The organism is Salinicola peritrichatus (genome assembly GCF_003206715.1).
GTDB classification, from domain to species: domain Bacteria; phylum Pseudomonadota; class Gammaproteobacteria; order Pseudomonadales; family Halomonadaceae; genus Salinicola; species Salinicola peritrichatus.
Genome location: NZ_PZJU01000006.1, coordinates 124,529 through 147,749, shown reverse-complemented (window position 1 = coordinate 147,749; position 23,221 = coordinate 124,529). Strand labels below are relative to the sequence as shown.

At 63.0% G+C, this 23,221-nt stretch carries 26 protein-coding genes; 6 read left to right on the top strand and 20 right to left on the bottom strand.

The window, feature by feature from the left end; translation table 11 throughout:
• Positions 1-91 precede the first annotated feature (91 nt).
• Positions 92-1,087, bottom strand: a complete 996-nt coding sequence (locus tag DOM57_RS02700; RefSeq protein WP_110647694.1) for a coiled-coil domain-containing protein — start codon at positions 1,085-1,087, stop codon at positions 92-94.
• 310 nt (positions 1,088-1,397) lie between these two features.
• Here DOM57_RS02700 and DOM57_RS02695 point away from each other — a divergent pair, with 310 nt between their 5' ends.
• Positions 1,398-2,006, top strand: a complete 609-nt coding sequence (locus DOM57_RS02695) for a Fe-Mn family superoxide dismutase (protein ID WP_162619427.1) — start codon at positions 1,398-1,400, stop codon at positions 2,004-2,006.
• A 43-nt stretch (positions 2,007-2,049) separates the two neighbouring features.
• On the opposite strand, the gene DOM57_RS02690 is transcribed toward DOM57_RS02695, so the two are convergent.
• Together DOM57_RS02690 and galU are read right to left on the bottom strand one after the other, a co-directional pair.
• Positions 2,050-3,330 (bottom strand): nucleotide sugar dehydrogenase, encoded by a 1,281-nt coding sequence (locus DOM57_RS02690; protein WP_110647691.1) that lies wholly within the window; start codon positions 3,328-3,330, stop codon positions 2,050-2,052.
• A gap of 4 nt (positions 3,331-3,334) precedes the next feature.
• Positions 3,335-4,222, bottom strand: coding sequence for a UTP--glucose-1-phosphate uridylyltransferase GalU (galU, locus tag DOM57_RS02685; RefSeq protein WP_110647689.1), 888 nt, complete (start codon positions 4,220-4,222; stop codon positions 3,335-3,337).
• Between the two features lie 273 nt (positions 4,223-4,495).
• On the opposite strand from galU, the gene ubiG reads away from it, so the two are divergent.
• On the top strand, positions 4,496-5,269 hold the full coding sequence (gene ubiG / locus DOM57_RS02680) for a bifunctional 2-polyprenyl-6-hydroxyphenol methylase/3-demethylubiquinol 3-O-methyltransferase UbiG (RefSeq protein WP_110647687.1): 774 nt from the start codon (positions 4,496-4,498) through the stop codon (positions 5,267-5,269).
• The gene (locus DOM57_RS02675; RefSeq protein WP_110647686.1) at positions 5,266-5,934 is read left to right on the top strand and encodes an HAD family hydrolase; all 669 of its coding nucleotides are present in this window, start codon (positions 5,266-5,268) and stop codon (positions 5,932-5,934) included. The genes ubiG and DOM57_RS02675 overlap by 4 nt, the downstream gene beginning before the upstream one ends.
• Positions 5,935-6,129: 195 nt before the next feature.
• Here DOM57_RS02675 and DOM57_RS02670 read toward each other — a convergent pair whose 3' ends face one another.
• The 14 genes from DOM57_RS02670 to DOM57_RS02605 all read right to left on the bottom strand — a co-directional run bounded on the left by DOM57_RS02670 (position 6,130) and on the right by DOM57_RS02605 (position 17,645).
• Positions 6,130-6,885: a YciK family oxidoreductase gene (locus tag DOM57_RS02670; RefSeq protein WP_110647684.1), complete on the bottom strand. Its 756-nt coding sequence runs from the start codon at positions 6,883-6,885 to the stop codon at positions 6,130-6,132.
• 81 nt (positions 6,886-6,966) lie between these two features.
• A complete protein-coding gene (gene ybgF / locus DOM57_RS02665) occupies positions 6,967-7,812 on the bottom strand; it encodes a tol-pal system protein YbgF (protein ID WP_110647683.1) in 846 nt (281 codons plus the stop codon).
• An 18-nt stretch (positions 7,813-7,830) separates the two neighbouring features.
• A complete protein-coding gene (pal, locus tag DOM57_RS02660; RefSeq protein WP_110647681.1) occupies positions 7,831-8,337 on the bottom strand; it encodes a peptidoglycan-associated lipoprotein Pal in 507 nt (168 codons plus the stop codon).
• 47 nt (positions 8,338-8,384) lie between these two features.
• Positions 8,385-9,710 (bottom strand): Tol-Pal system beta propeller repeat protein TolB, encoded by a 1,326-nt coding sequence (gene tolB, locus DOM57_RS02655; protein ID WP_110647680.1) that lies wholly within the window; start codon positions 9,708-9,710, stop codon positions 8,385-8,387.
• Positions 9,710-10,771: a cell envelope integrity protein TolA gene (gene tolA, locus DOM57_RS02650; RefSeq protein ID WP_110647679.1), complete on the bottom strand. Its 1,062-nt coding sequence runs from the start codon at positions 10,769-10,771 to the stop codon at positions 9,710-9,712. Before tolA ends, tolB begins: the two co-directional genes overlap by 1 nt.
• A 9-nt stretch (positions 10,772-10,780) precedes the next feature.
• The gene (gene tolR / locus DOM57_RS02645) at positions 10,781-11,221 is read right to left on the bottom strand and encodes a protein TolR (protein ID WP_110647677.1); all 441 of its coding nucleotides are present in this window, start codon (positions 11,219-11,221) and stop codon (positions 10,781-10,783) included.
• 13 nt (positions 11,222-11,234) lie between these two features.
• A complete protein-coding gene (gene tolQ, locus DOM57_RS02640; RefSeq protein ID WP_204352843.1) occupies positions 11,235-11,912 on the bottom strand; it encodes a protein TolQ in 678 nt (225 codons plus the stop codon).
• Between the two features lie 25 nt (positions 11,913-11,937).
• On the bottom strand, positions 11,938-12,348 hold the full coding sequence (gene ybgC / locus DOM57_RS02635; protein ID WP_110647674.1) for a tol-pal system-associated acyl-CoA thioesterase: 411 nt from the start codon (positions 12,346-12,348) through the stop codon (positions 11,938-11,940).
• Positions 12,345-13,379 carry a Holliday junction branch migration DNA helicase RuvB gene (ruvB, locus tag DOM57_RS02630; RefSeq protein ID WP_110647673.1) on the bottom strand — a complete coding sequence of 345 codons (1,035 nt, stop codon included), beginning with the start codon at positions 13,377-13,379 and terminating at the stop codon, positions 12,345-12,347. The genes ybgC and ruvB overlap by 4 nt, the downstream gene beginning before the upstream one ends.
• Before the next feature lie 6 nt (positions 13,380-13,385).
• Positions 13,386-13,988 carry a Holliday junction branch migration protein RuvA gene (gene ruvA / locus DOM57_RS02625; RefSeq protein WP_110647671.1) on the bottom strand — a complete coding sequence of 201 codons (603 nt, stop codon included), beginning with the start codon at positions 13,986-13,988 and terminating at the stop codon, positions 13,386-13,388.
• Positions 13,989-14,064: 76 nt separating this feature from the next.
• On the bottom strand, positions 14,065-14,601 hold the full coding sequence (gene ruvC / locus DOM57_RS02620) for a crossover junction endodeoxyribonuclease RuvC (protein ID WP_110647669.1): 537 nt from the start codon (positions 14,599-14,601) through the stop codon (positions 14,065-14,067).
• A 16-nt stretch (positions 14,602-14,617) separates the two neighbouring features.
• Positions 14,618-15,373 (bottom strand): YebC/PmpR family DNA-binding transcriptional regulator, encoded by a 756-nt coding sequence (locus DOM57_RS02615; RefSeq protein ID WP_110647668.1) that lies wholly within the window; start codon positions 15,371-15,373, stop codon positions 14,618-14,620.
• A gap of 188 nt (positions 15,374-15,561) precedes the next feature.
• Positions 15,562-17,343: an aspartate--tRNA ligase gene (gene aspS, locus DOM57_RS02610; protein ID WP_110647666.1), complete on the bottom strand. Its 1,782-nt coding sequence runs from the start codon at positions 17,341-17,343 to the stop codon at positions 15,562-15,564.
• 29 nt (positions 17,344-17,372) lie between these two features.
• Positions 17,373-17,645, bottom strand: coding sequence for an FmdB family zinc ribbon protein (locus tag DOM57_RS02605; protein WP_110647665.1), 273 nt, complete (start codon positions 17,643-17,645; stop codon positions 17,373-17,375).
• 369 nt (positions 17,646-18,014) lie between these two features.
• On the opposite strand from DOM57_RS02605, the gene DOM57_RS02600 reads away from it, so the two are divergent.
• The 3 genes from DOM57_RS02600 to DOM57_RS02590 are packed head-to-tail and all read left to right on the top strand — an operon-like array spanning position 18,015 to position 20,907.
• Positions 18,015-18,947, top strand: coding sequence for a D-2-hydroxyacid dehydrogenase (locus tag DOM57_RS02600; RefSeq protein ID WP_110647663.1), 933 nt, complete (start codon positions 18,015-18,017; stop codon positions 18,945-18,947).
• Between the two features lie 2 nt (positions 18,948-18,949).
• Positions 18,950-19,894, top strand: coding sequence for a ribokinase (locus tag DOM57_RS02595; RefSeq protein ID WP_239496092.1), 945 nt, complete (start codon positions 18,950-18,952; stop codon positions 19,892-19,894).
• A 56-nt stretch (positions 19,895-19,950) separates the two neighbouring features.
• Positions 19,951-20,907, top strand: coding sequence for a nucleoside hydrolase (locus tag DOM57_RS02590; protein WP_110647662.1), 957 nt, complete (start codon positions 19,951-19,953; stop codon positions 20,905-20,907).
• 10 nt (positions 20,908-20,917) lie between these two features.
• Here the strand turns inward: DOM57_RS02590 and DOM57_RS02585 are convergent, their stop codons facing one another.
• From DOM57_RS02585 to DOM57_RS02575, 3 genes are all read right to left on the bottom strand, one after another.
• A complete protein-coding gene (locus DOM57_RS02585) occupies positions 20,918-21,190 on the bottom strand; it encodes an acylphosphatase (RefSeq protein ID WP_110647660.1) in 273 nt (90 codons plus the stop codon).
• Positions 21,129-22,103, bottom strand: a complete 975-nt coding sequence (locus tag DOM57_RS02580; RefSeq protein ID WP_110647659.1) for a YihY/virulence factor BrkB family protein — start codon at positions 22,101-22,103, stop codon at positions 21,129-21,131. The genes DOM57_RS02585 and DOM57_RS02580 overlap by 62 nt, the downstream gene beginning before the upstream one ends.
• A 190-nt stretch (positions 22,104-22,293) precedes the next feature.
• Positions 22,294-23,211 (bottom strand): LysR family transcriptional regulator, encoded by a 918-nt coding sequence (locus DOM57_RS02575; RefSeq protein ID WP_110647658.1) that lies wholly within the window; start codon positions 23,209-23,211, stop codon positions 22,294-22,296.
• Between the last annotated feature and the right edge of the window lie 10 nt (positions 23,212-23,221).

Here is a 23,221-nt window from a genome sequence, read left to right as displayed (position 1 = left end):
AAACTCCGTTCTTTCGCCGATTTTTGCCTTGTCTAACCTTCGCTCGCCGACTTTTCGTACACGCCCTAGGACCTTGACGTCAGGCATTGCCTCAACCTCCGCCGCGCTGCAAGTTGGATACGTCAGTAATGAGAGATGTCACGCGGCGTGTCAGCTGAGCGCGACTGGCCTCGAGTGAACTGATGCGCTCGCCCAACTCTCTGACCTCAGAGGCACTGACGCCGCTGGGCAGACCGTCGAGGCGGGATTGCAGCGATTCGAGTCCTGCATTGAGAGCCGTCTGGCCCTGGCGAAGTTCCGTGACGGCACTCTGCAATTGCTCGATCGTCTCGGAAGAGGGCGTATCCTGCTGCGCCACAGCCTCGACGCGTTGCTGGAGCGCGGTTACCGAGGCATGCAGTTCATCGATCGCCGCCTGTTGATCGTCGGCATCGTCCAAGCGCTGGACAAGCGTCTTTTGACTCTGCTGCAGTGCCTCGATCGAGGCGCTGCGGTCATCGGACTGCTGCGCTAGTGAATCGAGCCGCTCGCCCTGTTGCTGCTGAGCCTCTTCGAGCGTTTCCAGCCGTGCATTCAACACACCGCGCTCATCCTGCCCCGTGCTTTCGAGCGAGGCAAAAGAGGACTGCAGCGCGCCGATCAGTGCCCGCTGATTCTCGTCGGCTTGCTGGAGCGATTCGACCTGCTGCGCCAGATCACCGTCGCGTCGATCATCGACGCGGGTTTCGAGACTGCCTACCGCGGCCCGTGTCGCTTCGAGTTGGTCGCGCAGGCGATCGAATTCGGCGCGCAGGCTTTCTCCCGAGGCGTCCAGAGTCGAGCCGGTGGTATCGAGCCGATGATTGAGTCTGTCGATTTGCGCTTCGAGTGCGTCCCTGTCCTGCCGATACTGCCAGGCACCGACGGCCAGTGCCGCGATCAGGAAGAGACACAACCCCCATAGCGGCCAGACTCTGGGGCGGCGACGTCCCATCATGCCGTGGTCATGGCGGCGGCGCGTAGCGCCGCGCGATACCGTCATGTCATTGCGATCGGGGACGATCGTCGGCGTTGGAGAGGCGCGCTGGTCGTCGAACTGTGGTGGCATTGCCGTTACTTACCTTACTGATGATGCAGGCGTGAATGGTAATGGATGCTGGACCTCAGCGCCTCAGGCCAATGTCACGAGTGGATTCATTGGCTCCATTATCACGTTACGTGAAAGCGCTGGTGAAGCCCAGGCTCGGCAGCACGCGCTTCGCATGCTACGGCCTGCTGAGTCATTCACGTGGTCCACGGTGCGACGCACCCCACAATGCCAATAGTATCAACCGGCCCGGCAAATCGGCATATCTGGATGGCGAAGGTCGGGCACTCACGATAGCATGCCTGGATCTCGCCAACCGCCAAGGGAACCGATGTCGAACCAAGGCTCCAGATTCGAACTGCCGGCACCGCCTTTCGAGCGTCATTCGCTGGAACCAGCCATCTCGCGGGCGCAGATCGACCTGCTCTACAGCCATTATCACCGTCGTCAGCTCGAAGCGCTCAATCGTTGCCTGCCCCATCGCGACCCACGCTCCCTGCCGGCCCTGGCGCAGAGTGATGATGCGGCAATACGTCAGCCTGCGGCCGAAGCGTGGAATCTGGTCTTTTTCTGGCACGGGCTCGTGGTGCGCGCGATGCCGGTCCCCGAGCCACTGCTCGGTCGGGTGAAGCGCGATTTTGGCAGTCTTGGAGCCCTGGAAGCGCGGTGGCGAAAGCAGATCATGGCCGCCGAAGATGCCGGCTGGAGCTGGCTCGTCGCCGGCCGGGACGGGATACTAGAGCTGGTGACGACACCGGCCGGGCAGTCGCCGAGCGCCCATGTTCCATTGCTGTCGATCACGCTTGCCCACGAGGCTTACCGGATCGATTTCGGACAGAACCGCGGCGCCTGGTTCGAGGCGCTATGGCCGCATCTCAACTGGGAGTATGCGGCGCTGCATCTCGAACTCGGCAACGAACGAACGGACCCCAGCCAATGAAACATGTCGGCGATTGAATCGCCGACATGTCACAGGCTGCCCGTTACGCGCGTCGTCCGATGCCGCGATAGACGAAGCCTCGCGAGGCGACGTAAGCGGGATCGTAGATATTGCGCCCGTCGAGAATCAGTGGCGTCTTGAGTGCCTGCAGCAGGCGGCGCCAGTCCGGATTCCAATAGCACTTCCACTCGGTCACCAGCATCAGCGCGTCGGCGCCTTCGCAGGCGGCATAGAAGTCGCCCTCGCACAGTTCCAGTTGGGGATGGTTCGGATAGAGCTCGCCCAGTGCATGCAGCGCGGCGGGATCGTGAACCTTGACCGTGACGCCCTGGGCCCAGAGCGCTTCCAGGATCGTCAATACCGGAGCGTGGTCGATGCGGGCGGTACCCGGCTTGAAGGCCGCTCCCCAGATGGCAATCGTGCGCCCTTCCAGCTCGCCATGGAAGTGGTGCCACAATTTGCGGAACAAGGTTTCCTTCTTGCTCTCGTTGATATCGAGCACATGCTCGAGCAGGTGGGATTCGCGCCCGGTGGAGTGCTGGACATCGGCCAGACGCATCAGGTCGCGGGAGAAGTTGGGACCGCCGAAACCACAACCCGGATAGAGATATTCGAAACCGATACGGGTATCCGCCCCCATCCCCTGGCGTACGTACTCCACATCGACGCCCAGGGAGTCGGCGAGTCCCGCGAGTTCGTTCATGAAGCTGATGCGGGTGGCGAGCATGCCGTTGATCGCCAGCTTGGTCAGCTCGGCGGCACGCCGCGGCATCAGTTGGAAGACTTCATGGCGGCGATTGAAGGCGCGCAGCAATTCGCGGATCTGTTGCGTGGCCCATTCGTCCTCGCTGCCCAGCAGCCAGTGCGCCGGCCGGGTAAAGGTATCCCAGGCCCGCCCTTCTTCGAGACGGTCCGGCAGCGCCACCGCAACCTGACTGGTATGCCCCAGCAGGCCTTCCAGCTTTTCGGTCTGACCGACCGGGAAAGTCGAGTTGTTGACGATCACCAGCGGCGAAGTCTGACGCCCCGGCACGCGCTCGACGTAGCGCTCGGCCGCTTCACGCTGATCCGGAGACAGCGCCAGCCAGTGAACGTCGGCATCGAGGCCCGCGGGGACTTCCTCGACCAGCGATAACTGGCCGGAGGCCTCCCCGGCCTGAATCTGCGCCTTGAGGCCCGGCTCGCTGGACAGCCAGTCCGCGTGCTTCAGGCTCGACCAGGGGAAATCGGCATGGGGCAACCAGGTTACCTGATGCCCCACCCAGCACAACGCGGCAGCGGCGGTGGCCGCTGCCAGTTCGCTACCGTGTACGACCACCCGCATGGCTTCAGTCCTCGGCCGCGTATTGCTGGATCAGTTGACGGAAACCCTCGCCCAGTTTCGGATGCTTGCGTCCCAGGGCCAGAGTCGCCTCGAGATAACCGAGCTGGCTGCCGCAGTCGTAGGTCTGCCCCTTCATTCGGTAGGCGGCGGCCCCACGCTTCTGACGCAGTGTTTCGATCGCATCGGTCAATTGAATTTCGTTGCCCGCACCGGGTTTGGTCTCGGCAAGGATCGGAAATATCTCGCCCGGCAACAGATAGCGGCCGATGACGGCCAGCGTCGACGGAGCTTCTTCGACCTTCGGCTTTTCGACCATGCCGGTCAGCGGTGCACTCTGTCCCGCCGCCGGCTCGTCGCCCTCGAGTGCCACGATGCCGTACTTGTAGGTCAGCTCGTGGGGAACGGTTTCGACCATGATCTGTGCCAGGCCGGACTTTTCGTACGCCTCGATCATGCCGGCCAGGTCGTTGGTTTCGAGGCCGTCGTCATCGATCAAGACATCCGGCAGCAGCACGGCGAACGGATCGTTGCCGACGATCGGCCGCGCGCACAGGATGGCGTGCCCCAGGCCGAGCGCTTCCGGCTGGCGTACGCTGATGATATTGACGTCGTCGGGAATGATGTTGCGCAACTCGTCCAGCAACTCGTCCTTGCCCTTGGCCTCGAGCTGATTTTCGAGTTCGAAGTGCTTGTCGAAGTGGTTTTCGATGGCGCTCTTCGATGAATGAGTGACCAGGATGATCTCCTTGATACCCGCCTTCACCGCCTCGGTCACCACGTATTGGATCACCGGCTTGTCGACGATGGTGATCATCTCCTTGGGGATCGCCTTGGAAGCGGGCAAGCAACGGGTGCCGAAACCGGCAACGGGCAGTACAGCCTTGCGAATCATCTTTTTAGTCCTTCCCTTCCTGGGTGAAAGCCATCTGTGTCGGCGTCGTGTCGAACACCCCCCGGTTAGCTTAACGGGCGAACGGCCGAAAGCACAGTCGCAGGACGCCGACGCCAAGTGTCGCTTTTTCGCCAACGTGGCATCCAGCCAAGCTACCGTCCATAGTAGAATATCGCAAAGCCAAGAGACGTTGCTCATTCCGTGGAATACGAGATATTCCCGGGAGCGATCAGCGCGACATCACCTGTCGATATCCGGGAAGGAAACGCATTCATGACACAACCGCATCGTAACGACGCGCTCCACGACAATGTCGATCACGCCGAAATCGCCAAGTTCGATGCGCTCGCCAGTCGTTGGTGGGATCGTGAAGGCGAATTCAAGCCGCTGCACGACATCAACCCGCTACGCCTGGGCTTCATCGATCGGCATGTATCGCTGGCGGGCAAGAAGGTCATCGACGTCGGTTGCGGTGGCGGCATCCTGAGCGAGGCAATGGCGCAACGTGGTGCCGAGGTCACGGGAATCGACATGGGCGAGGCGCCACTTTCCGTGGCGAAACTGCATCTTCTGGAGAGTGGTATCGAGATCGATTACCGGCGCATCAGCGTCGAGGCGATGGCCGAGGCGCATCCCGGCGAGTTCGATGTCGTCACCTGCCTGGAGTTGCTCGAGCATGTGCCCGATCCCGGCTCGGTGGTTCAGGCCTGCGCCAAGCTGGTCAAGCCCGGCGGCCACCTGTTTTTCTCCACCATCAACCGCAACCCCAAGTCCTACGCCTTCGCGATACTCGGCGCCGAATACGTGCTGGGTCTGCTGCCGCGCGGGACTCATGAATACCGCAAGTTCATCCGCCCTTCCGAGCTCTCTGCCTGGTGTCGTCAATACGGCCTGCGTCTGCGCGACCAGACCGGCCTGACCTACAACCCGGTGACACGACGCTATCGCCTGACCGCGCAGGATGTGTCGGTCAACTACATGGTGCACGCGAGCCCCGAATGGGTCGGAGAAGAGCGGAGCGGCGACGACGGCGACGCCGCATCATGAGCCAGCACGGTCTGCCCAAAGCCCTGCTGTTCGATCTCGACGGCACGTTGATCGATACCGCGCCCGACCTGGCGGAAGCCACCAATCGCTTGCGCGAGCACCATGGCCTGCCGCGATTGCCGTACCCAGTGATCCGCGCCCAGGTCTCCAATGGTGGCAGCGCGCTGGTCACGCTGGCACTCGAGTTGACCGCCGATCACCCCGATCATGGATTGGCCAGGCAGTTTCTTCTGGAACGCTATGCCGAAGTCGTGGCCGACAGGAGCCGAGTCTTTCCGGGCCTGGAATCGTTGATCGAAAGCTGGGAAAGGGCTGGCAGACCCTGGGGGATCGTCACCAACAAGCCCAGGCTCTACGCACAACCGCTGATCGAGTCCCTCGGGCTGACGCCGCAAGTGATGCTCTGCGCCGACGATCTGCCGGTCAAGAAGCCCGATCCGGAGCCCCTGCTGACAGCGGCTCTCCGGATCGGCGTCGCGCCCGAAGCCTGCTGGTACATCGGTGACCATCGGCGGGACATGGAGGCGGCAAGAAGCGCCGGCATGACCGCCATTGCGGTACATTACGGTTACATCCCCGAGACGGAGGAAGTCGACCAGTGGTCAGCGGACCACTGGTTCGAGACGCCACAGGCGCTTGCCGAGTCACTGCTCAAGGGGCTTTGAAGCCATCAGCGAGACTGCTGACAAACGCCACGAGCGAAGGTCAGACAAGGCAAAAATCGGCGAAAGAACGGAGTTTACGTATTGTAAATGAGTATGTTACTCGCTCCGCTCGCCCTTCGGGCCGTCCTTCGGACGTTCTGAACTGAAGTTCAGTGAGCCGATTTTTAACGCCGTATGGCCGAGCGCAGTAGTTTGTCACTTGGGCGGCTGAGCGTCGAATGCCCGACCGCTGGTACCGAGACTTTCCGGCCCCATCAGCCAGAGATAGGTCGGCATGATCTCCTCCGGGGTGCGTAGTACCTGAGGATCCTCGTCCGGGTAGGCAGCCTTGCGCATGGCGGTACGCGTCGCGCCGGGATTGAGCGAATTGAAGCGCAGGTTTGAATCGCGATGCTCATCGGCCAGGATCTGCATCAGCCCTTCGGTGGCGAACTTCGAGGTGGAATAGGCACCCCACCTGGCTCGCCCCTGCCGCCCGACACTGGACGATGTGAAGATCACCGAGGCGTCGCCGGAGACCTGCAGCAGCGGCAGCAAGGCCTGCGTCAGGCCCAGCGTCGCGGTGAAATTGACCTGCATGACCTGGGCCCAGATGGCGGGATCGGCGTCCGCTACCGTAACCCGTTCTCCCAGGATGCTGGCGTTGTGGAGCAGGCCGTCGAGGCGGCCGAACTCTTTCTCCAGCTTTGTGGCGACAGTGGCGTAATCCTGCGAGGTCGCACTTTCCAGGTTGAGCGGAAAGATGGCGGGCTGTGGCGCCCCCATGGCCTCGATGGCATCGTAGACCACCTCCAGCCGGCTTACGCTGCGACCGAGCAGGATGACGGTGGCGCCATGGCGCGCGTAGCTCATCGCCGCCGCGCGGCCGATGCCGGAGCTGGCTCCGGTAACCAGGACGATCTTGCCGTCGAGAAGATCATCAGGCGCTTCATAGTCGATGTGACAGATCATGTTGACCTCGCCTCGTTTCACCTCGCCATGCCGGTGGTACCGGGCCGACGACGCCAGGTGGCACCGATTCAACCGCCCGATTCAGCCCAACTGATTGAGAAAGTCGCCCGCCATTTGCGCGGCGTTGCTGTCCGGATAGTCGCTGCGCACGCGTTCCAGCAGTTCACGGCTGCCGGCAGTATCGCCCTGGCGTGCCTTGAGCAATCCCAGCTTGTAGAGAGCATCGGGCACCTTGTTGCTCTGCGGGTAATCATTGATCACCGTATCGAAGGCGTCGGCCGCCGCGTCGAGCTGGGACTGCGCGGAATAGAGTTCACCCAGCCAATAGTGGGCATTCGGCAACAGGCTGGACTGCGGATAATCCGTGATGAAACGATTGAAAGCGTCGATCGCTGAATCGAATTGGCGTGACTGGACCTGTTGGAAAGCCGCCTGATAGGCTTCGCGCCCTTCGTCTCCTCCCGTGTTCGAGGTGCTTGAGGCGCTGCTTGCAGTGTTGGAGGATGCGCTGTTTCCAGCGCTGGCAGCAGACGAATCCATCGAGCCGCCGGCGACCTCGCTGGCCGTGTTGCTGTCAACATCCATGCTATCCATGCCGCTATTGGCGTTCCTGCCATCACTACCGCTTCCGCCACCGGAAATCCGGTCGTCGAGATCGAGATATTGCTGCTGCGTCTGCTGCTTGAGCTGCTCCAGCTGGTAACGCAACTCCTCGACCTGGCCTCGCAGTTGTTGAATCTGCTGACGGTTGTCCTGCAGCTGATTGAGAAGCGTCAGCGTGCCGCCGCCACTCTGACGGGCTTCCGTCTGATTGTAGAAGCCGTTCGACTGACCGGTGAGATCGTCGACGATCGGTTGTTGAGCCCATACGGACAGCGGGAGCACCAGGGCTCCCGCGCCGCACAGTCTTTTCAGACCGTGTTTCATGCCTATCTCCGACGCCGTTTAGTACGAGAATACGACGCGACGGTTCTTGGCGTAAGCTTCTTCGGTATGGCCTTCTACCGCAGGACGCTCTTCACCGTAGCTGACGATCGAGATCTGCGACGGAGAAACGCCCTGAACGGTCAGATACTGCTCGACCGCCTGCGCGCGACGCTCGCCGAGACCCAGGTTGTATTCGCGGGTGCCACGCTCGTCGGCATAGCCTTCCAGCGTGACGTTGGTGTTCGGATTGGCCATCAGGTACTGAGCGTGGCCGTCCAGGACCGATTCGAACTCGGGGCGAATTTCTTCACTGTCGAATGCGAAATAGATGGTGTTGACGCTAGGCATCTGCTCGCCCATCTCGGCGCCGGAGGTGCCCTGGCCGGTGGTCATACCCTGGCCGGAGGTGGTGCCCGCCGTGCCATCCATGTTCCCTTCCTGGGTACCGCCGCTGCTAGAACAGCCGGCCACGACTGCCAGGGACAGCGCGACTGCTAACGTCTTGGCGTAGGTCTTGAATTGCATTGTCATCTCCTTGCTCGGATATCGAATGACACAGATTTTTCTGTCATTTAGTCCAAAAACGGCGACCACGCGGGTTCGCGTACGTCGCCTTGTGGTGAAGGCAGACGGAAGGACGCGCGTCCATCCGAAGATACTGCCCCCAACACCCCTTGCGACCCTTGCTGGGTAGCGAAGATTACCATGGTGCCATTTGGCGCGACACTAGGCGATTCATCCCATTGCGTATCAGTCAAGACTGTAACACGACCTGTATCCAGATCCTGCTTCGCAACGTGATACCCGCTGTCGTCACGTGTCACCATGAAGACGGCTTTACCGTCGGGAGAAAAACGGCCGTTGGAATTGTAGCTGCCAGTAAACGTGATACGCTCGGCCTGGCCGCCACCCGCCGACATACGATAGATCTGGGGCGCGCCACTGCGGTCCGAAGTAAAGATCAGCGACTGGCCATCCGGCGACCATGCCGGCTCGGTCTCGATAGCGCGATTGTTGGTCAGCCGTGTCAGTTGGCGTGAAGCCAGATCCATTACATAGATTTCCGGCTGACCATCCTTCGATAGCGACATGGCCAGCTTGCGCCCATCCGGCGACCAGGCGGGCGCCCCATTGATACCCGGGAACGAGGTCAGGCGCAGACGTTCGCCGGTGGCCGCATTCTGCACGTAGATGGCGGAGTTACCGGACTCGAATGAAACATAGGCGAGCTTTTGCCCGTCCGGCGACCAGGCCGGTGACAGGATCGGATCGTCCGAGGAGAGAATCTGCTGGCCGTTGTGTCCATCGGCATCGGCCACGTAGAGCGCGTAGCGCGCGTTATCGCCGGTGCCACTCGCGGCCACGTAGGCGATACGGGTCGAGAAAGCGCCGCGTATACCGGTGATCGCCTCGAAGATCTGATCACTGATGTAATGAGCGCTGGCGCGTAGATTGCCATCCGAGGAAGTCAGCGTCTCGCCGAGCATGCGCTTACTGCCGGCAATGTCCATCAGCTCGTACTGGATACGGTACTGGTCGCCCTGCGGCTCGACCTTGCCGACTACCAGATAGCGTGCATCGACACGTTTCCAGTCATCGTAGAACACGTCCTGACTACTGCTCGGCAGCGAGATCAGTGCGCTGCGGCTAAGCGGTGAGAACTGGCCACTGTGCTCCAGATCGTCGCTGACGATCTGGGCCACGTCCTGCGGCAAGCCGCCCTGCCCGCTGAATTCGAACGGCACGACGGCAATCGGAATCGCCTGATCGCTGCCGCGCGTGATCTCGATGGTCAAGTCCTGCGCCTGTGCGGTCGTCGCGATGCATATCCAGGCAATCAGCGATACCAGCCAGCCGGCAGCCAGGGTTTTCCATCCTTGAAATAGCCATCGTTTCATCACTGTATATCCCCGGGTGTGAATCTGAGATTGAAATCGCGAAACCGTCGCTGCAGCCCCGCATCCAGCTGCTGCAGTTCACGAAACGGTGCCGCTGCTTCTACCGCCTGTATCGCTGAACGGTCGAAGCTGGGATTGCCGCTGCTGCGGGTAAGGCTGGCAGCCAGCAGCTCTCCGGACGGCCCCAGTCTGACCCGCACTTGTGCAACCAAACCATTGTCGGCGCTGGCCGGCAAGTGCCACTGATCCTCAACGGCGCGTTTGACCAGATTGATGAAATTGTTCGAAGCCTGGTCCGACTGTTGAGCATTGGCAATTCGCTCCTGCTCGTTGGCGATCGAATCATTGAGCGCCTCCTGCGCTGCCGCCTTGGCTGCGGCCTCGGCCGCTTCCTGTTGGCGTTTTTTCTCCGCCTCGGCCTGGCGCCGCTTCTCGGCCTCTTCTTGCTGGCGTTTCTTCTCCGCCTCGGCCTGACGCTGCTTCTCGGCCTCTTCCTCCTGACGTTTCTTCTCCGCCTCGGCCTGACGCTGTTTTTCGGCCTCCTCTTCCTGGCGCTTTTTCTCCGCCTCGGCCTGGCGTTTGGCCTCTTCGGCCTGTTGACGTTTTATCTCGGCCTGACGCTCGGCTTCGGCCGCCTGTTGCCGGCGTTCGGCTTCGGCACGTTCAGCCGCCGCTTGCTGTGCGGCCTGCTCGCGGCGTTGCGCTTCCGCCTCCGCCTGTTCGGCAGCCGCCTGTCGCGCGGCTTCCTCCTCTGCCTGTTGCTCGGCTGCCTGCTGCCGGGCTTGTTCTTGCGCCTGTTGTTCGGCCGCTTGCTGTGCCTGTTGCTGCGCTTCCTCCTCGGCCTGGCGTTGTGCGGCCCGGGCGCGGGCTTCCTCGGCATACTGCGCCTGATCGGTCGCCGTGACGTCGCTGATCAGCGTGGCCTGAACCACGGAAGAGGAACTCGGTGTCGGCTCACTCTCCGGCAGACGCAACAGCGTCAGCAGCAGCGCCAGAATATGGACGCCGATCGCCAGCACGACGGGCAAGCCGTAGCCGACACGGCGCGTTCGCTTCGCCATGCTGACTCCTTACCCGTTGTCGCTCGAAGGCGGCTCGGAGATCAATCCGACGTTCGCCACGCCCGCCATCTGCAGCGTACTCATCAGCGTCACGATCTGGCCATAGGTAGCGTTCTTGTCACCGCGGACCATCACCGGTGTATTCGGCTTGCGTTCGAGAATCGCCACCACTTGATCGCCGACGGTTTGCAACGTCACCGGTTTGTCCTGCTCGCCCAGGGAGATGTAATACTCGCCCTGGCTGTCGACCGAGACGATGATCGGCTCCTGTTCGTCGGTATCGATCGGCTCCGAGGTGACCTGTGGCAGATCGACCTGCACGCCCTGGGTCAGCATCGGCGCCGTGATCATGAAAATGACCAGCAGCACCAGCATGACGTCGATGAACGGAACCACATTGATCTCGCCCATCGGCTTGCGGCGGTGATGTCGGCTATAGGGTCCACCCATGTCGAATCTCCGCTCAGGCCGCTTGGTTGCCGCCGCGACCCTGCAGGTTGCGATGCAGGATCGAATGGAACTCTTCGGCGAAATCCTCGTATTCGCCGAGCAGACGGCTGGCGATCGAAGACAGCCGGTTGTAGAAGATCACCGCGGGAATCGCCGCGAACAGCCCCATCGCGGTGGCGACGAGAGCCTCCGCGATCCAGGGTGCCACGGTGGAGAGCGTAGCCTGCTGGGCCATGGAAAGACTCTGGAACGAGCCCATGATGCCCCACACCGTACCGAACAGGCCGATATAGGGGCTGGCCGAAGCCACGGTCGCCAGCAACGTCAGGTGCGAGTTGAGACGATCCTCCTCGCGCGACAGCGCCACGCGCTGGGAACGCTGCACGCCGTCCAGCACCGCTTCACTACTACGGGTCTTGGGCACCAGACGATTGAATTCGCGAAAACCGGCACGGAACACATGCTCGGCGCCTTCCGCCTCGTAACCCTCCGGCACATCCTGGTAGAGCTCGTTGAGATCGATGCCCGACCAGAAACGCTCGTCGAAGGCTTTCTGCGCTTTCTTGGCCCGCGCCAGCGCAAAGCTGCGCTGAAAAATCACGACCCAGGAAGCGATCGACGCCGCCAATAGCAAGAGCATGACCAGTTGGACCACCAGGCTGGCGTTCATGATCAGATGGGGGATGGACATGGAGTCGTTCACGTGAATCCTCGAATCACTGGCTTTGAATGTCTGGCGTCAGCGCCGCGCGGAGCGCGCTGGGCCAACGCATCGGTTTCAAGCGTTCGGTGTCGATGCATGCTATATCGACCGCCGCTTCGCATAATGTATCCCCGCGATACCGTACCGCCTGCTCGAAGCGCAGCGAACAGGCGGCGAGTCGACCGACGCCGGCCGTCACTTCCAAGCGGTCGTCGAGTCGCGCCGGGCGTGCGTAGCGGCAGCTGAGGGAGTGAACCACCAGCTGCACGCCCTGCTCGAGCAGCTCACGCTGGCCAAATCCCAGCTCGTTGAGCCACTCGCTACGCGCACGCTCCATGTATTTCAGATAGTTAACGTAATATACGATGCCGCCGGCATCGGTGTCTTCGATATAGACCCTGATCGGCAGGACGAATTCGCTCATCGCCCGCTCCCATTCCCGTCCGGAGCCTGATCGTGGGGCGCGATGCCGAAATGCGCATAGGCCGAGCGGGTCACCACGCGTCCCCGCGCCGTGCGCATCATGAAACCTTGCTGGATCAGATAGGGTTCGATGACGTCCTCGATGGTGTCGCGCTCTTCGCTGATCGCCGCGGCGAGACTGTCGACGCCGACCGGGCCGCCGTCGAATTTCTCGATCATCGCCAGCAGCAGGCGCCGATCCATGTGATCGAGGCCGTAGCTGTCGACGTTGAGCATGTTGAGCGCCTGATCGGCCATCGCGGCGTTCAACGCGCCATCACCGCGCACCTCGGCAAAGTCACGTACCCGTCGCAGCAGGCGGTTGGCGATACGCGGCGTGCCACGGGCTCGGCGGGCGATCTCGCGCGCCCCTTCGGCATCCGCCGGCACGCCCAGCAGGCGCGCGGAACGCGTGACGATCTCGCTCAGTTCATCGATGGCATAGAATTCGAGCCGCTGCACGATGCCGAAACGATCGCGCAGCGGCGAAGTCAGCAGACCGGCGCGGGTGGTGGCGCCCACCAGGGTGAAGCGCGGCAGATCGAGCTTGATCGAGCGCGCCGCGGGCCCGTCGCCGATCATGATGTCGAGCTGGAAGTCCTCCATCGCCGGATAGAGCACCTCCTCGACCGCCGCCGGAAGACGATGGATCTCGTCGATGAACAGCACGTCGCCGGGTTGCAGGTTGGTCAGCATCGCGGCCAGATCTCCGGCCCGCTCGAGCACCGGGCCGGAAGTCGACTTGATGTCGACGTTCATTTCCGCGGCGATGATATTGGCCAGCGTCGTCTTGCCCAGGCCCGGGGGGCCGAAGACCAGCGTATGGTCGAGGCTGTCGCCGCGCTGGCGCGCGGCGGAAATGAAGATGTCCAGCTGTTCGCGGACGCGCGGTTGGCCGATGTAATCGTCGAGACGACGCGGGCGAATGGCATGGTCGACCTGATGTTCGCCCTGCTGCGGCTGGGCCGCGATCAGACGGTCGGGTTCAATCATGGAGCATTACCCGGCCAGCTGGCGTGACAGCGCCGCCTTGATCAGGGCCTCGGTCGGCAGCTCGTCGCCGAGCCCCGAAAGCATCCTCGATGCCTCGGTCGGCTTGTAACCGAGCGCGACCAGCGCCGCCTCGGCGTCGGCCCGTGGATCGCTGCCCGGCACGCCGGTGCTTTCGGTGCCAGGCAGCGTGCCCTGCTCCTGCTGCCAGTGCGGAAAGCGATCACGCATCTCGACGATCAGGCGCTCGGCGGTCTTCTTGCCCACTCCGGGCAACTTGGTCAGCGCCTTGCTGTCGCCTTCCATGACGCAACCGACGAAAGCGTCTCGATCCATGCCGGACAGAATCGCCAATGCCAGCTTGGGGCCGACGCCGTTGACCTTGATCAGGGCTCGGAACAGCTGACGCTCCTCGTCACGCCCGAAACCGTAGAGAAGATGAGCATCCTCCCTGACGCTCAGGTGGGTGTAGAGGCGTACTTGTTCACCCAGGTTGGGCAGCGATACCAGCGTGGTCATCGACGTTTCGAGCTCATAGCCGACGCCATTGACGTCGATGACGATCCAGGGGGGAAGCTTTTCCAACAGGGTGCCGTGCAGGCGTCCAATCATGCCATCCGTGTCCTTACCTTGACGCAGCCCACTATACGCACCACCGAATCGACTGACTAGCTACCTGCCGGCACGATCATTCTGGCCGGAAGTCGCGCCAGCGGCTGCCGCGCCCCGAGCGGCCGCTGCGTCTGCCGACGACGGCCAACAGACCCTGGCGTGCGTAACCATGAGTCAAGGCGATGGCCAACGCGTCGGCGGCATCGGCCGGCGGCAGTGCGTCCAGGGAGAGCAGCGCGGTGACCATATGCTGGACCTGCACCTTTTCGGCGCCACCGTTGCCGGTCACCGCCTGTTTGATCTGCCGGGCGGCATATTCATGCACCGCGATGCCGTGGTTGGCGGCGCAGACGATCGCCGTTCCTCGCGCCTGCCCGAGCTTCAACGCCGAATCGGCGTTCTTGGCCATGAATACACGTTCGATGGCGAATTCGGCGGGCCGGTACAGCCCGATCAGTTCGCTCACGCCGGCGTACACGCGAGCCAGCTTCTGGGCCAGATCGTCGCCGTCGATGCGAATGCAGCCGCTGGCGACGTAACGTGGCTTGTCGGCGATGTCGATCACGCCGTAGCCGGTCACCCGGGAGCCCGGGTCGATGCCCAGCAGTATCATCTGGCCTTCTCCGCCATCACTCCCGCTCCAGTTCAGCCATCACGGCATCGGTAAAGTCCGCGTTGGAATAGACGTTCTGGACGTCGTCGAGATCCTCCAGCGCATCGAACAGCTTGAGCACCTTGCGCGCGGTCTCGACATCGTCGATCGTCGCATGGGTCTCCGGGAAGCGGCCGACCTCGGCACGCTCGGGCGTCAGTCCCGCCGCGATCAGTGCATCCTGAACGTCACCGAACGCCTTGGGCGTGGTCACGACCTCGATACTGCCATCGGCCTGGGTGACGACATCCTCGGCCCCGGCTTCGACCGCCGCTTCGATGATCGTGGCCTCGTCGCTGCCGGCGGGAAAATCGATGCGCCCCTGCGGGTTGAACAAAAACGCCACCGAGCCGGACGTGCCCAGATTCCCGCCGTGCTTGGAAAAAGCGTGCCGCACGTCGGAAACGGTACGGTTGCGGTTATCGGTCATGCACTCGACCAGCACCGCAACGCCCTCGGGGCCGTAACCTTCGTAGACGATCTCCTCGACGTTGTCGTTGTCGCCGCCGCCGGCACCGCGCTCGATCGCCCGGGCGATGGTGTCCTTGGTCATGTTGTTGGCGAGTGCCTTGTCGACGGCGGCGCGCAGACGCGGATTGTCCGCCGGCTCACCGCCGCCCTGGCGCGCGGCCACGGTCAGCTCGCGGATCAACTTGGTGAATATCTTGCCGCGCTTGGCATCCTGCGCGGCCTTGCGATGCTTGATATTGGCCCATTTGCTGTGACCTGCCATAGCAATGACCTCCAATCGGCTCGAGGTGATCCTCGGGAAGAATAACTAGCTTAACGCGGAACGCGATCGGGAAGCCGACGAGCGACTGTGCCCGAGGCATCCCAAACGACACCGGCGCCCATGAAGGGCGCCGGTATCGTTTTGCGAAAAACGGCCTTGCAAAGCAACGTCGCGAAGAGACGCAAGCGTTACTCGCCTGCGTTCTCCGGCTGTGCCTTCTGGCGCAGACGGATATGCAGCTCGCGAAGCTGTTCGTTGCTGACCTCGCCGGGTGCGTCGGTCATCAGATCCGCGGCACTCTGGGTCTTGGGGAAGGCGATGACGTCGCGAATCGTACGCGACCCGGTCATCAGCATCACCAGCCGGTCGAGGCCGAAGGCCAGCCCGCCGTGGGGCGGCGCGCCGAACTTCAGTGCGTCGAGCAGGAAGCCGAACTTCTCTTCCGCTTCGGCCTTGCCGATGCCAAGCACCTCGAATACCGCGCGCTGCATCTGCTGATCGTGGATACGAATCGAGCCGCCACCCAGCTCGGTACCGTTGAGCACCATGTCGTAGGCGCGGGATAACGCCGTGGCCGGCGAATCCTGGAGTTCCTGCGGCGAGCACGACGGTGCGGTGAACGGATGGTGGAGCGCCGCCAGACGGCCGTTGTCGTCGGCCTCGAACATCGGGAAGTCGACCACCCACAGCGGCGCCCACCGGGCGGTATAGAGATCGAGATCCTCGCCCAGCTTGACCCGCAGTGCGCCCAGCGCTTCGTTGACGATGCGTGCCTTGTCGGCACCGAAGAAGATGATGTCGCCGTCCTGGGCATCGACCCGATCCAGCAGCTGCTCGATCACGCCTTCCATGAACTTGACGATCGGCGACTGCAGACCTTCGAGCCCCTTGGCACGCTCGTTGACCTTGATCCAGGCCAGGCCCTTGGCGCCGTAGATACCGACGAACTTGGTATAGTCGTCGATCTCCTTGCGCGACAGCTTGGCACCGCCGCTGACCTTGAGCGCGGCGACGCGGCCATCCTCGGCCTTGGCCGGACCGGAGAAGACCTTGAAATCGACCGTCTGCATCAGATCGTCGACATCGACCAGTTCCAGCGGAATGCGCAGGTCGGGCTTGTCGGAACCATAGCGCTGCATCGCCTCGCTGTAAGGCATGCGCGGGAATTCGGGCAGCGAAACGTCGAGCACCTCCTGAAACAGCTGACGTACCATGCGCTCGGTAATGCCCATGATGTCGCGCTCTTCGATGAACGACGCCTCGATGTCGATCTGCGTGAACTCGGGCTGGCGATCAGCGCGCAGGTCCTCGTCGCGGAAGCACTTGGCGATCTGATAATAGCGATCGAGACCGGAAACCATCAGCAACTGCTTGAACAGCTGCGGCGACTGCGGCAAGGCGAAGAAATGGCCGCCATGCGTCCGGCTCGGCACCAGATAGTCCCGGGCGCCTTCCGGCGTCGCCCGGGTCAGGATTGGCGTCTCGATATCGAGGAAGCCTTCGTTCTCGAGATAGGCGCGCACGCTGTGGGTGATGCGCGAGCGCAGGCGCAGTTTCTCGATCATTTCCGGGCGGCGCAGATCAACGTAGCGATACTTCAGACGCACCTCTTCGCCGACCTTGCCGTGCTCGTCGAGCTGGAACGGCGGCGTGGCCGCGGTGTTGAGGACTTCGACTTCCTTTGCCAGCACTTCGACCATGCCGGTCGGCATGTTGGGGTTCTGGGTACCTTCCGGACGCAGGCGGATACGGCCGACGATGCGCAGCACGTATTCGCCGCGTGCGCGATCGGCATTGGCGAAAGCTTCGGCCGTATCGGGATCCACCACCACCTGAGCGATACCGTCACGATCACGCATGTCGAGGAAAATGACCCCACCGTGATCGCGGCGGCGATGCACCCACCCGCAAAGCGTGACTTCGTGATCGATCAATGACTCGTTCAACTGGCCGCAATAATGACTGCGCATGCTGGATCCTGTGTTGTGAATGCTGTTGCTCAGGCCGAAGCCTTGCTCTCGCCGGTCGACTTGCTGCCGCCGCTATCGGCCGGCTTGTTGCCGCTGTCGCCGACAAGGTTTTTCTTGCTGCCCGACTTGAAGTCGGTCTCGTACCATCCGCCGCCGGCAAGGCGGAAGCCGGCGGCCGACACCAGGCGCGATAGCGCCGGTTGCTCGCAGGCGGGGCAGTCGGACAATGGTGCAGCGCTGACTTTCTGAAGTTTTTCCAGGCGATGGCCGCAGGCCTTGCACTCGTATTCGTAGATGGGCATGGTTTCATCACTCTGTAACGGGATGGTGCCACTACCGCCCATGCCGGACGCGGGCGCCCTCCCAGTGTCGATGCGCGATGATGCGCCTCCGGGCGCTCGCGCCATTCCTCATCGCTGCCGTTGCCGGCCGCGAGCCTGTCTTCGAAAAGACCGCCTTCGAAATAGGGGCGACCCCCGCCTTTTCCAAGCCTCGCTTGATAAGCTGCCTCGGAAACAGCGCTGCTGGAGCCCTTTCCAAGCCACGCTCGAAAGCCGCATAGTATAGCGCGCAGCAGCCGGTCGCGGGCAATATTACCGGCTGACAACGCCGCTGTCGTCGTCTGGTTCGCGTGATGCGCCGGCGACGACGCCAGGGATAAGGAAAAATGCATGAAAGCCGTTCTTCTGGACGCCGCCACGCTGGGTGAGGATATCGACCTCGCGCCGATTCATGAACTCGTCGATGACCTCGACGTGTTCGATCTGACCGCGCCGGAGCAACGCCGGGCCCGGCTCGCCGGCGCGACCGTCGCGCTGACCAACAAGGTGGTGATCGATGCCGAGCTGATCGACGCCCTGCCCGATCTCAAGCTGATCTGCGTGATGGCGACCGGCACCAACAACATCGACGTCGCCGCCGCCGAGCGTCGAGGCATCGCCGTGCGCAACGTCGCCGCCTACGGCACCGCGAGCGTGGCTCAGCATACCCTGATGCTGATGCTGGCCCTGGCCGCGCGCCTGCCGCTGTATCAGAACGATCTTCGCGACGGCGCCTGGCAGCGCAGCGACATCTTCTGCCTGCTCGGGCACCGCACCCTGCAACTGGCGGGCAAGCATCTGGTGATCGTTGGCAGTGGCGTGCTGGGCACCGCCGTGGCCAAGCTGGGCGAGGCCTTCGGTATGCGTGTCACCTTTGCCGCGCGCCCCGGCAACGAAGCCAACGACTCACGCCCCGCGCTCGCTTCGCTGCTGGGCGATCTCGACGTACTCAGCCTGCACTGCCCGCTGACCGAGGAGACCCGCGGCCTGATCGATGCGCAGGCGCTGCGGGCGATGAAGACTGACGCCCTGCTGATCAATTGCGCGCGTGGCGGCATCATCGACGAACAGGCCGCATTGCTGGCACTGCGCGAGCAGCGACTCGGCGGACTGGCCGTCGATACCCTGCCGGACGAGCCGCCGCGTGACGGGCATCCGTTGCTCGACGCGCTGGTCGAGCCGCTCAACCTGATCGTCACGCCGCACAACGCCTGGATCACGCCCGAAGCGCGCCAGCGCGTGGTCACGCTGACGGCCGACAATCTGCGCGACTGGCGGGAGTGACGATGACCACGCCAAACGAGCGACCGATGATCTACAACTACGGCTCGATCAACATCGATCACGTCTACCGCGTGCCGCATCTGGTCAGGCCCGGCGAGACCCTGGCCAGCACCGGCTTTCGCCAGGTACTGGGCGGCAAGGGCGCCAATCAGTCGCTGGCGCTGGCCCGCGCCGGCGGCCAGGTCGCGCACTGGGGGCGTCTCGGCCAGATCGATCGCTGGGCGCTGGAGCCGCTCAACAAGGCCGGCGTCAACACGGCCCACGTCGAATTGACCGCCGAGGCCAGCGGGCACGCGCTGATTCAGGTCGACGATGACGCCGAGAACGCGATCATTCTCCATCCGGGTGCCAATCACGGCTTCAGCGACAAGCATCTCCAGGCGCTGGTCGATTCCGCCGTCGAGGGTAGCTGGCTACTGATGCAGAACGAGTGCAACGCACCCGAGCGGATCATGCGCCTGGCCGCCGAGCGCGGCTTGACGATCGCCTTCAACCCCGCGCCGCTCTCGGCCGATGTCGCCACGCTGCCGCTGGAGCTGTGCAGGACACTGTTTCTCAATCGTGGCGAGGCTGCGGCGCTGGTCGGGTATGACGCATCGAGTGATACGCAGGCGCTGCTCGACGCCCTGGAAGCACGCCTGCCGGGTATCGAGGTGGTGCTGACGCTTGGTGGCGAAGGCGTCTGCTACCAGCATGGCAGCGAGCGCGTGATCGCCTCGGCGCACCAGGTCACGGCCGTCGACACCACCGCCGCCGGTGACACTTTCATCGGTTACTTCCTGGCGGCGCGCCAACGTGGCGACGACATTGAACGGGCGCTGCGCCTGGCCAGCGCCGCCGCGGCGCTGTGCGTGCAGCAGGCCGGAGCCGCGCCGAGCATTCCGTCGGCCGATGCCGTCGATGCGGCGCTCGGCAGCTTGCCTGCGCTCGCGATCGAGCGACGCTGAGTTTGCCAACGCCTGTACCCCCACGAGGCCATTCATTCCATTCGCAAGAGACCGCCATGCCGATCCCTATCATTTTCGACACCGACCCCGGGGTCGACGACGCCCAGGCCATCGCCATCGCCCTGGCCCATCCCGATATCGAGCTGCTCGGGCTGACCACCACCTTCGGCAACGTCACCGTCGATATCGCCACCCACAATGCGTTGCTGCTGGCGGAACTCGCCGGCCAGTCCATTCCCGTCGCGCAAGGCGCCGCCGGACCGCTGGTCAAGCGCAAGAACCCGCCGCCGGGACATATCCATGGCGACAACGGCCTCGGCAATATCGAGCTTCCCGAGTTCACGAGCCAGGCACTGACGCAGAGCGCGCCCGAGTTCATCGTCGAGCAGGTCAACGCCCGCCCCGGCGAGATCGTGCTGGTGGCGGTCGGGCCGCTCGGCAACCTCGCCGCCGCCCTGCAGCTCGATCCGACGCTGGTCGACAAGGTCAAGCGCGTCGTGGTGATGGGCGGATCGATTCGGGAAGGCGGCAACGTGACGCCGGTCGCCGAGGCCAACATCTTCAACGACCCGCACGCCGCGGCCAAGGTCCTTCAGGCCGGCTGGCCACTGACGCTGGTCGGTCTGGACGCCACCCATCGCTGCGTGCTCGATCCCGCAAGCATGGAGCGGATCGTGGCGGCACAGGGAGGGCTGGGAAAAATATTGGGCGAGAGCTACACGTTCTACCGCGCGTTCTATCATCGGGCACTGGGCATCGATGGCTGTTGTCCGCACGACAGCTGTGCGCTGGTATGGCTGCTGCGCCCGGATCTGTTTACCACCGAGCGAGGTTACTTGAGCGTGGTGACCGAGGGCTTGGCCGAGGGCCAGACCGTGATGGCCCCCGAGCGGCGCGAATTCGTCGACTCGCGCTGGTCACAAGGCGTGCCGGCCGATGTCTGCATGAACGCGGACGGTGCCGCCGTGGTCGAATGGATGGTCGAAACGCTGACGGCCAACCCCGTTCTCTGAGTGTCATCGGCTATCCGACGGTGAAATCCGCCGGCGCGGCCAGCGTGGCCTCCTCTACCGTGACATCGGTCACGTCGGAAGCCGGCGAGCCCTCCCACAACCTATCGATCAATTCGGCAATGGCCGTCGCCTCGCCGCAGGCGACGACCTCGACGCGGCCATCATCGAGATTGAGCGCGTGTCCGGTGATTCCCCAACGTTCGGCATGACGGCGCACGTAATCACGGTAATTCACGCCCTGTACGCTTCCGCTCACCCACGCCTTGATCGTGCGGTTGGTCATGTAACGTTTCCTCCTTCTTGATCACTTCGTGACGCACCAGAACGGCCGTATTGCGTGGCACGATTCGTCGCCCTCTGGCCACCACATGGGTTCGCGTGAATGCCGCGCCGAAGAGCAATATCAGTGACGAGTAGTAGACCCACAGCAGCACTAGGACGACCGAACCCGCAGCACCGTAGGTCGACGCCGTGGCGGTGTATGCCAGATAGGTGGCAATCGCGTTGCGACCGAGAACGAAAAGCACCGCCGTCACCAGCGCGCCGAGAATGACGTCGCGGTAGCTTAGCACGACGTCCGGCAGCACCTTGAAGATGGCGGCGAAGAACAGCGCCACGACGACGATGGAGAGCACGAACTCGGCGCCGGACAGCAGCATCCCGCTGCCTGGTACCCAGTCGCCGGCATAACGGAAGGTCGCACGCACGATCACCCCGAGCACCAGCGACACCAGCATCACGAAACCAATCGCCAGCACCACGGCCAGCGACAGCAGGCGCTTCTTGGCGAACAGCCACAGGCTGCTGCGGTCCGGGTTCGGCGCCACCCCCCAGATCGTGTTCAGGGAAAACTGCATCTGGCCGAAGACGGTGGTCGCCCCGATCAGCAGTGTGACGACACCGGCCAGCGTCGGCAGAATGCCGGAGGCCTGGATGCTCGACTGCGCCACTGCATCCTCGATCGCGCTGGCTGCCGCCGGCCCCAGGGTGTCCTGCAGACGGGTCACGATTTCTCCGCGGGCAGCATCCTCGCCCAGCCATAAGCCGACCACCGTGACCGCGATGATGACCGTGGGCGCCAGGGAAAAAAGCGTATAAAACGCCAGTGAACCGGCATAGCTGAAAGCATTGCGGTCGAGCCACAGCTGGATCGAATCGCGGATTACGGCAAACCAGTATTTGACGACACTTACCATCAGCGCGGCATCCTTTTGGTTTTTCTGCCGCCATCATGAGGCAGCTTTCACGAAGATCTCGCCTCGACCTCTCCAAGAGCCGGTCTCTAAAGCGTTACGAGAAGTCTAGACGAGAGACCAGAATCGTCTCGACTCCCAGGGCTGTTGCCGTTTCGGCGCGGCCATGCATGAAACGGCAACAGCCCCCTGGTCAGGCGCGCAGAAAATCGCTCGGCAACTTCATCATGCGGCGCCACAGTTTTTCCACCCCGGGCTTGTGTACCAGCGAGCAACGGTAGAGCCGGATCTCCAGGGGAATATCCCAGTTGTCGCCTGCCGCGCGCACCAGTTTGCCACTGGCCAATTCTTCACGAATACAGAAGTCGGGTATCCAGGCCAGCCCGACGCCCTGCAGTGCCATGCCTTTCAGGCCTTCGGCCATGGCGGTTTCGTAGACCGTCTTCAGGCGCATGCGCGCAGGCTCGTTTTTCAGCAGCATCCTCACGCTGCGACCCAGAAAGGCGCCTTGAGTGTAGGTCAGGAAAGGAATCGGGCCCTCGCCGTCGAACGAGAACTTGGGCTCGCCCCGGGTATTGGGCACGCTGACGGGGATCATCTTGACCTGCCCGATCGAGAACGACGGAAAAATCTCGGCATCGAGCTGCATGGTGGCGTAGGGATCGTGATAGGCCAGCATCAGGTCGCAGTTGCCTTCCCGCAGCACGTGAATGGCATCGCCCACGTTCATCGCCACCAACCGGGTCGGCAGCTCGCCGACGCCTTTCTGCAGCCGCGATATCCACTGAGGATAGAACGCCAGCGCCAGCGAGTGCGCCGCGACGATATCGAGCGCCTCGTTGTCCATCGCCAGCCCGCGCAGGTGCGCCAGGCTGTCGTTGAGCTGCTCGACCATATTGCGTGCGGTGACCAGGAACAGCTGCCCTTCCGGTGTCAGACTGACCGGCGTGGTCGAACGGTCGACCAAGGTGGCACCGATTGCCTGCTCCAGCGACCGGATGCGGCGACTGAAGGCCGGCTGGGTGACGTGGCGCTGGCGTGCCGATGCCGAGAAGCTACGGGTATTGGCCAGCGCCACGAAGTCTTCCAGCCATTTCGTTTCTAGGTTCAATGGAGTTCCT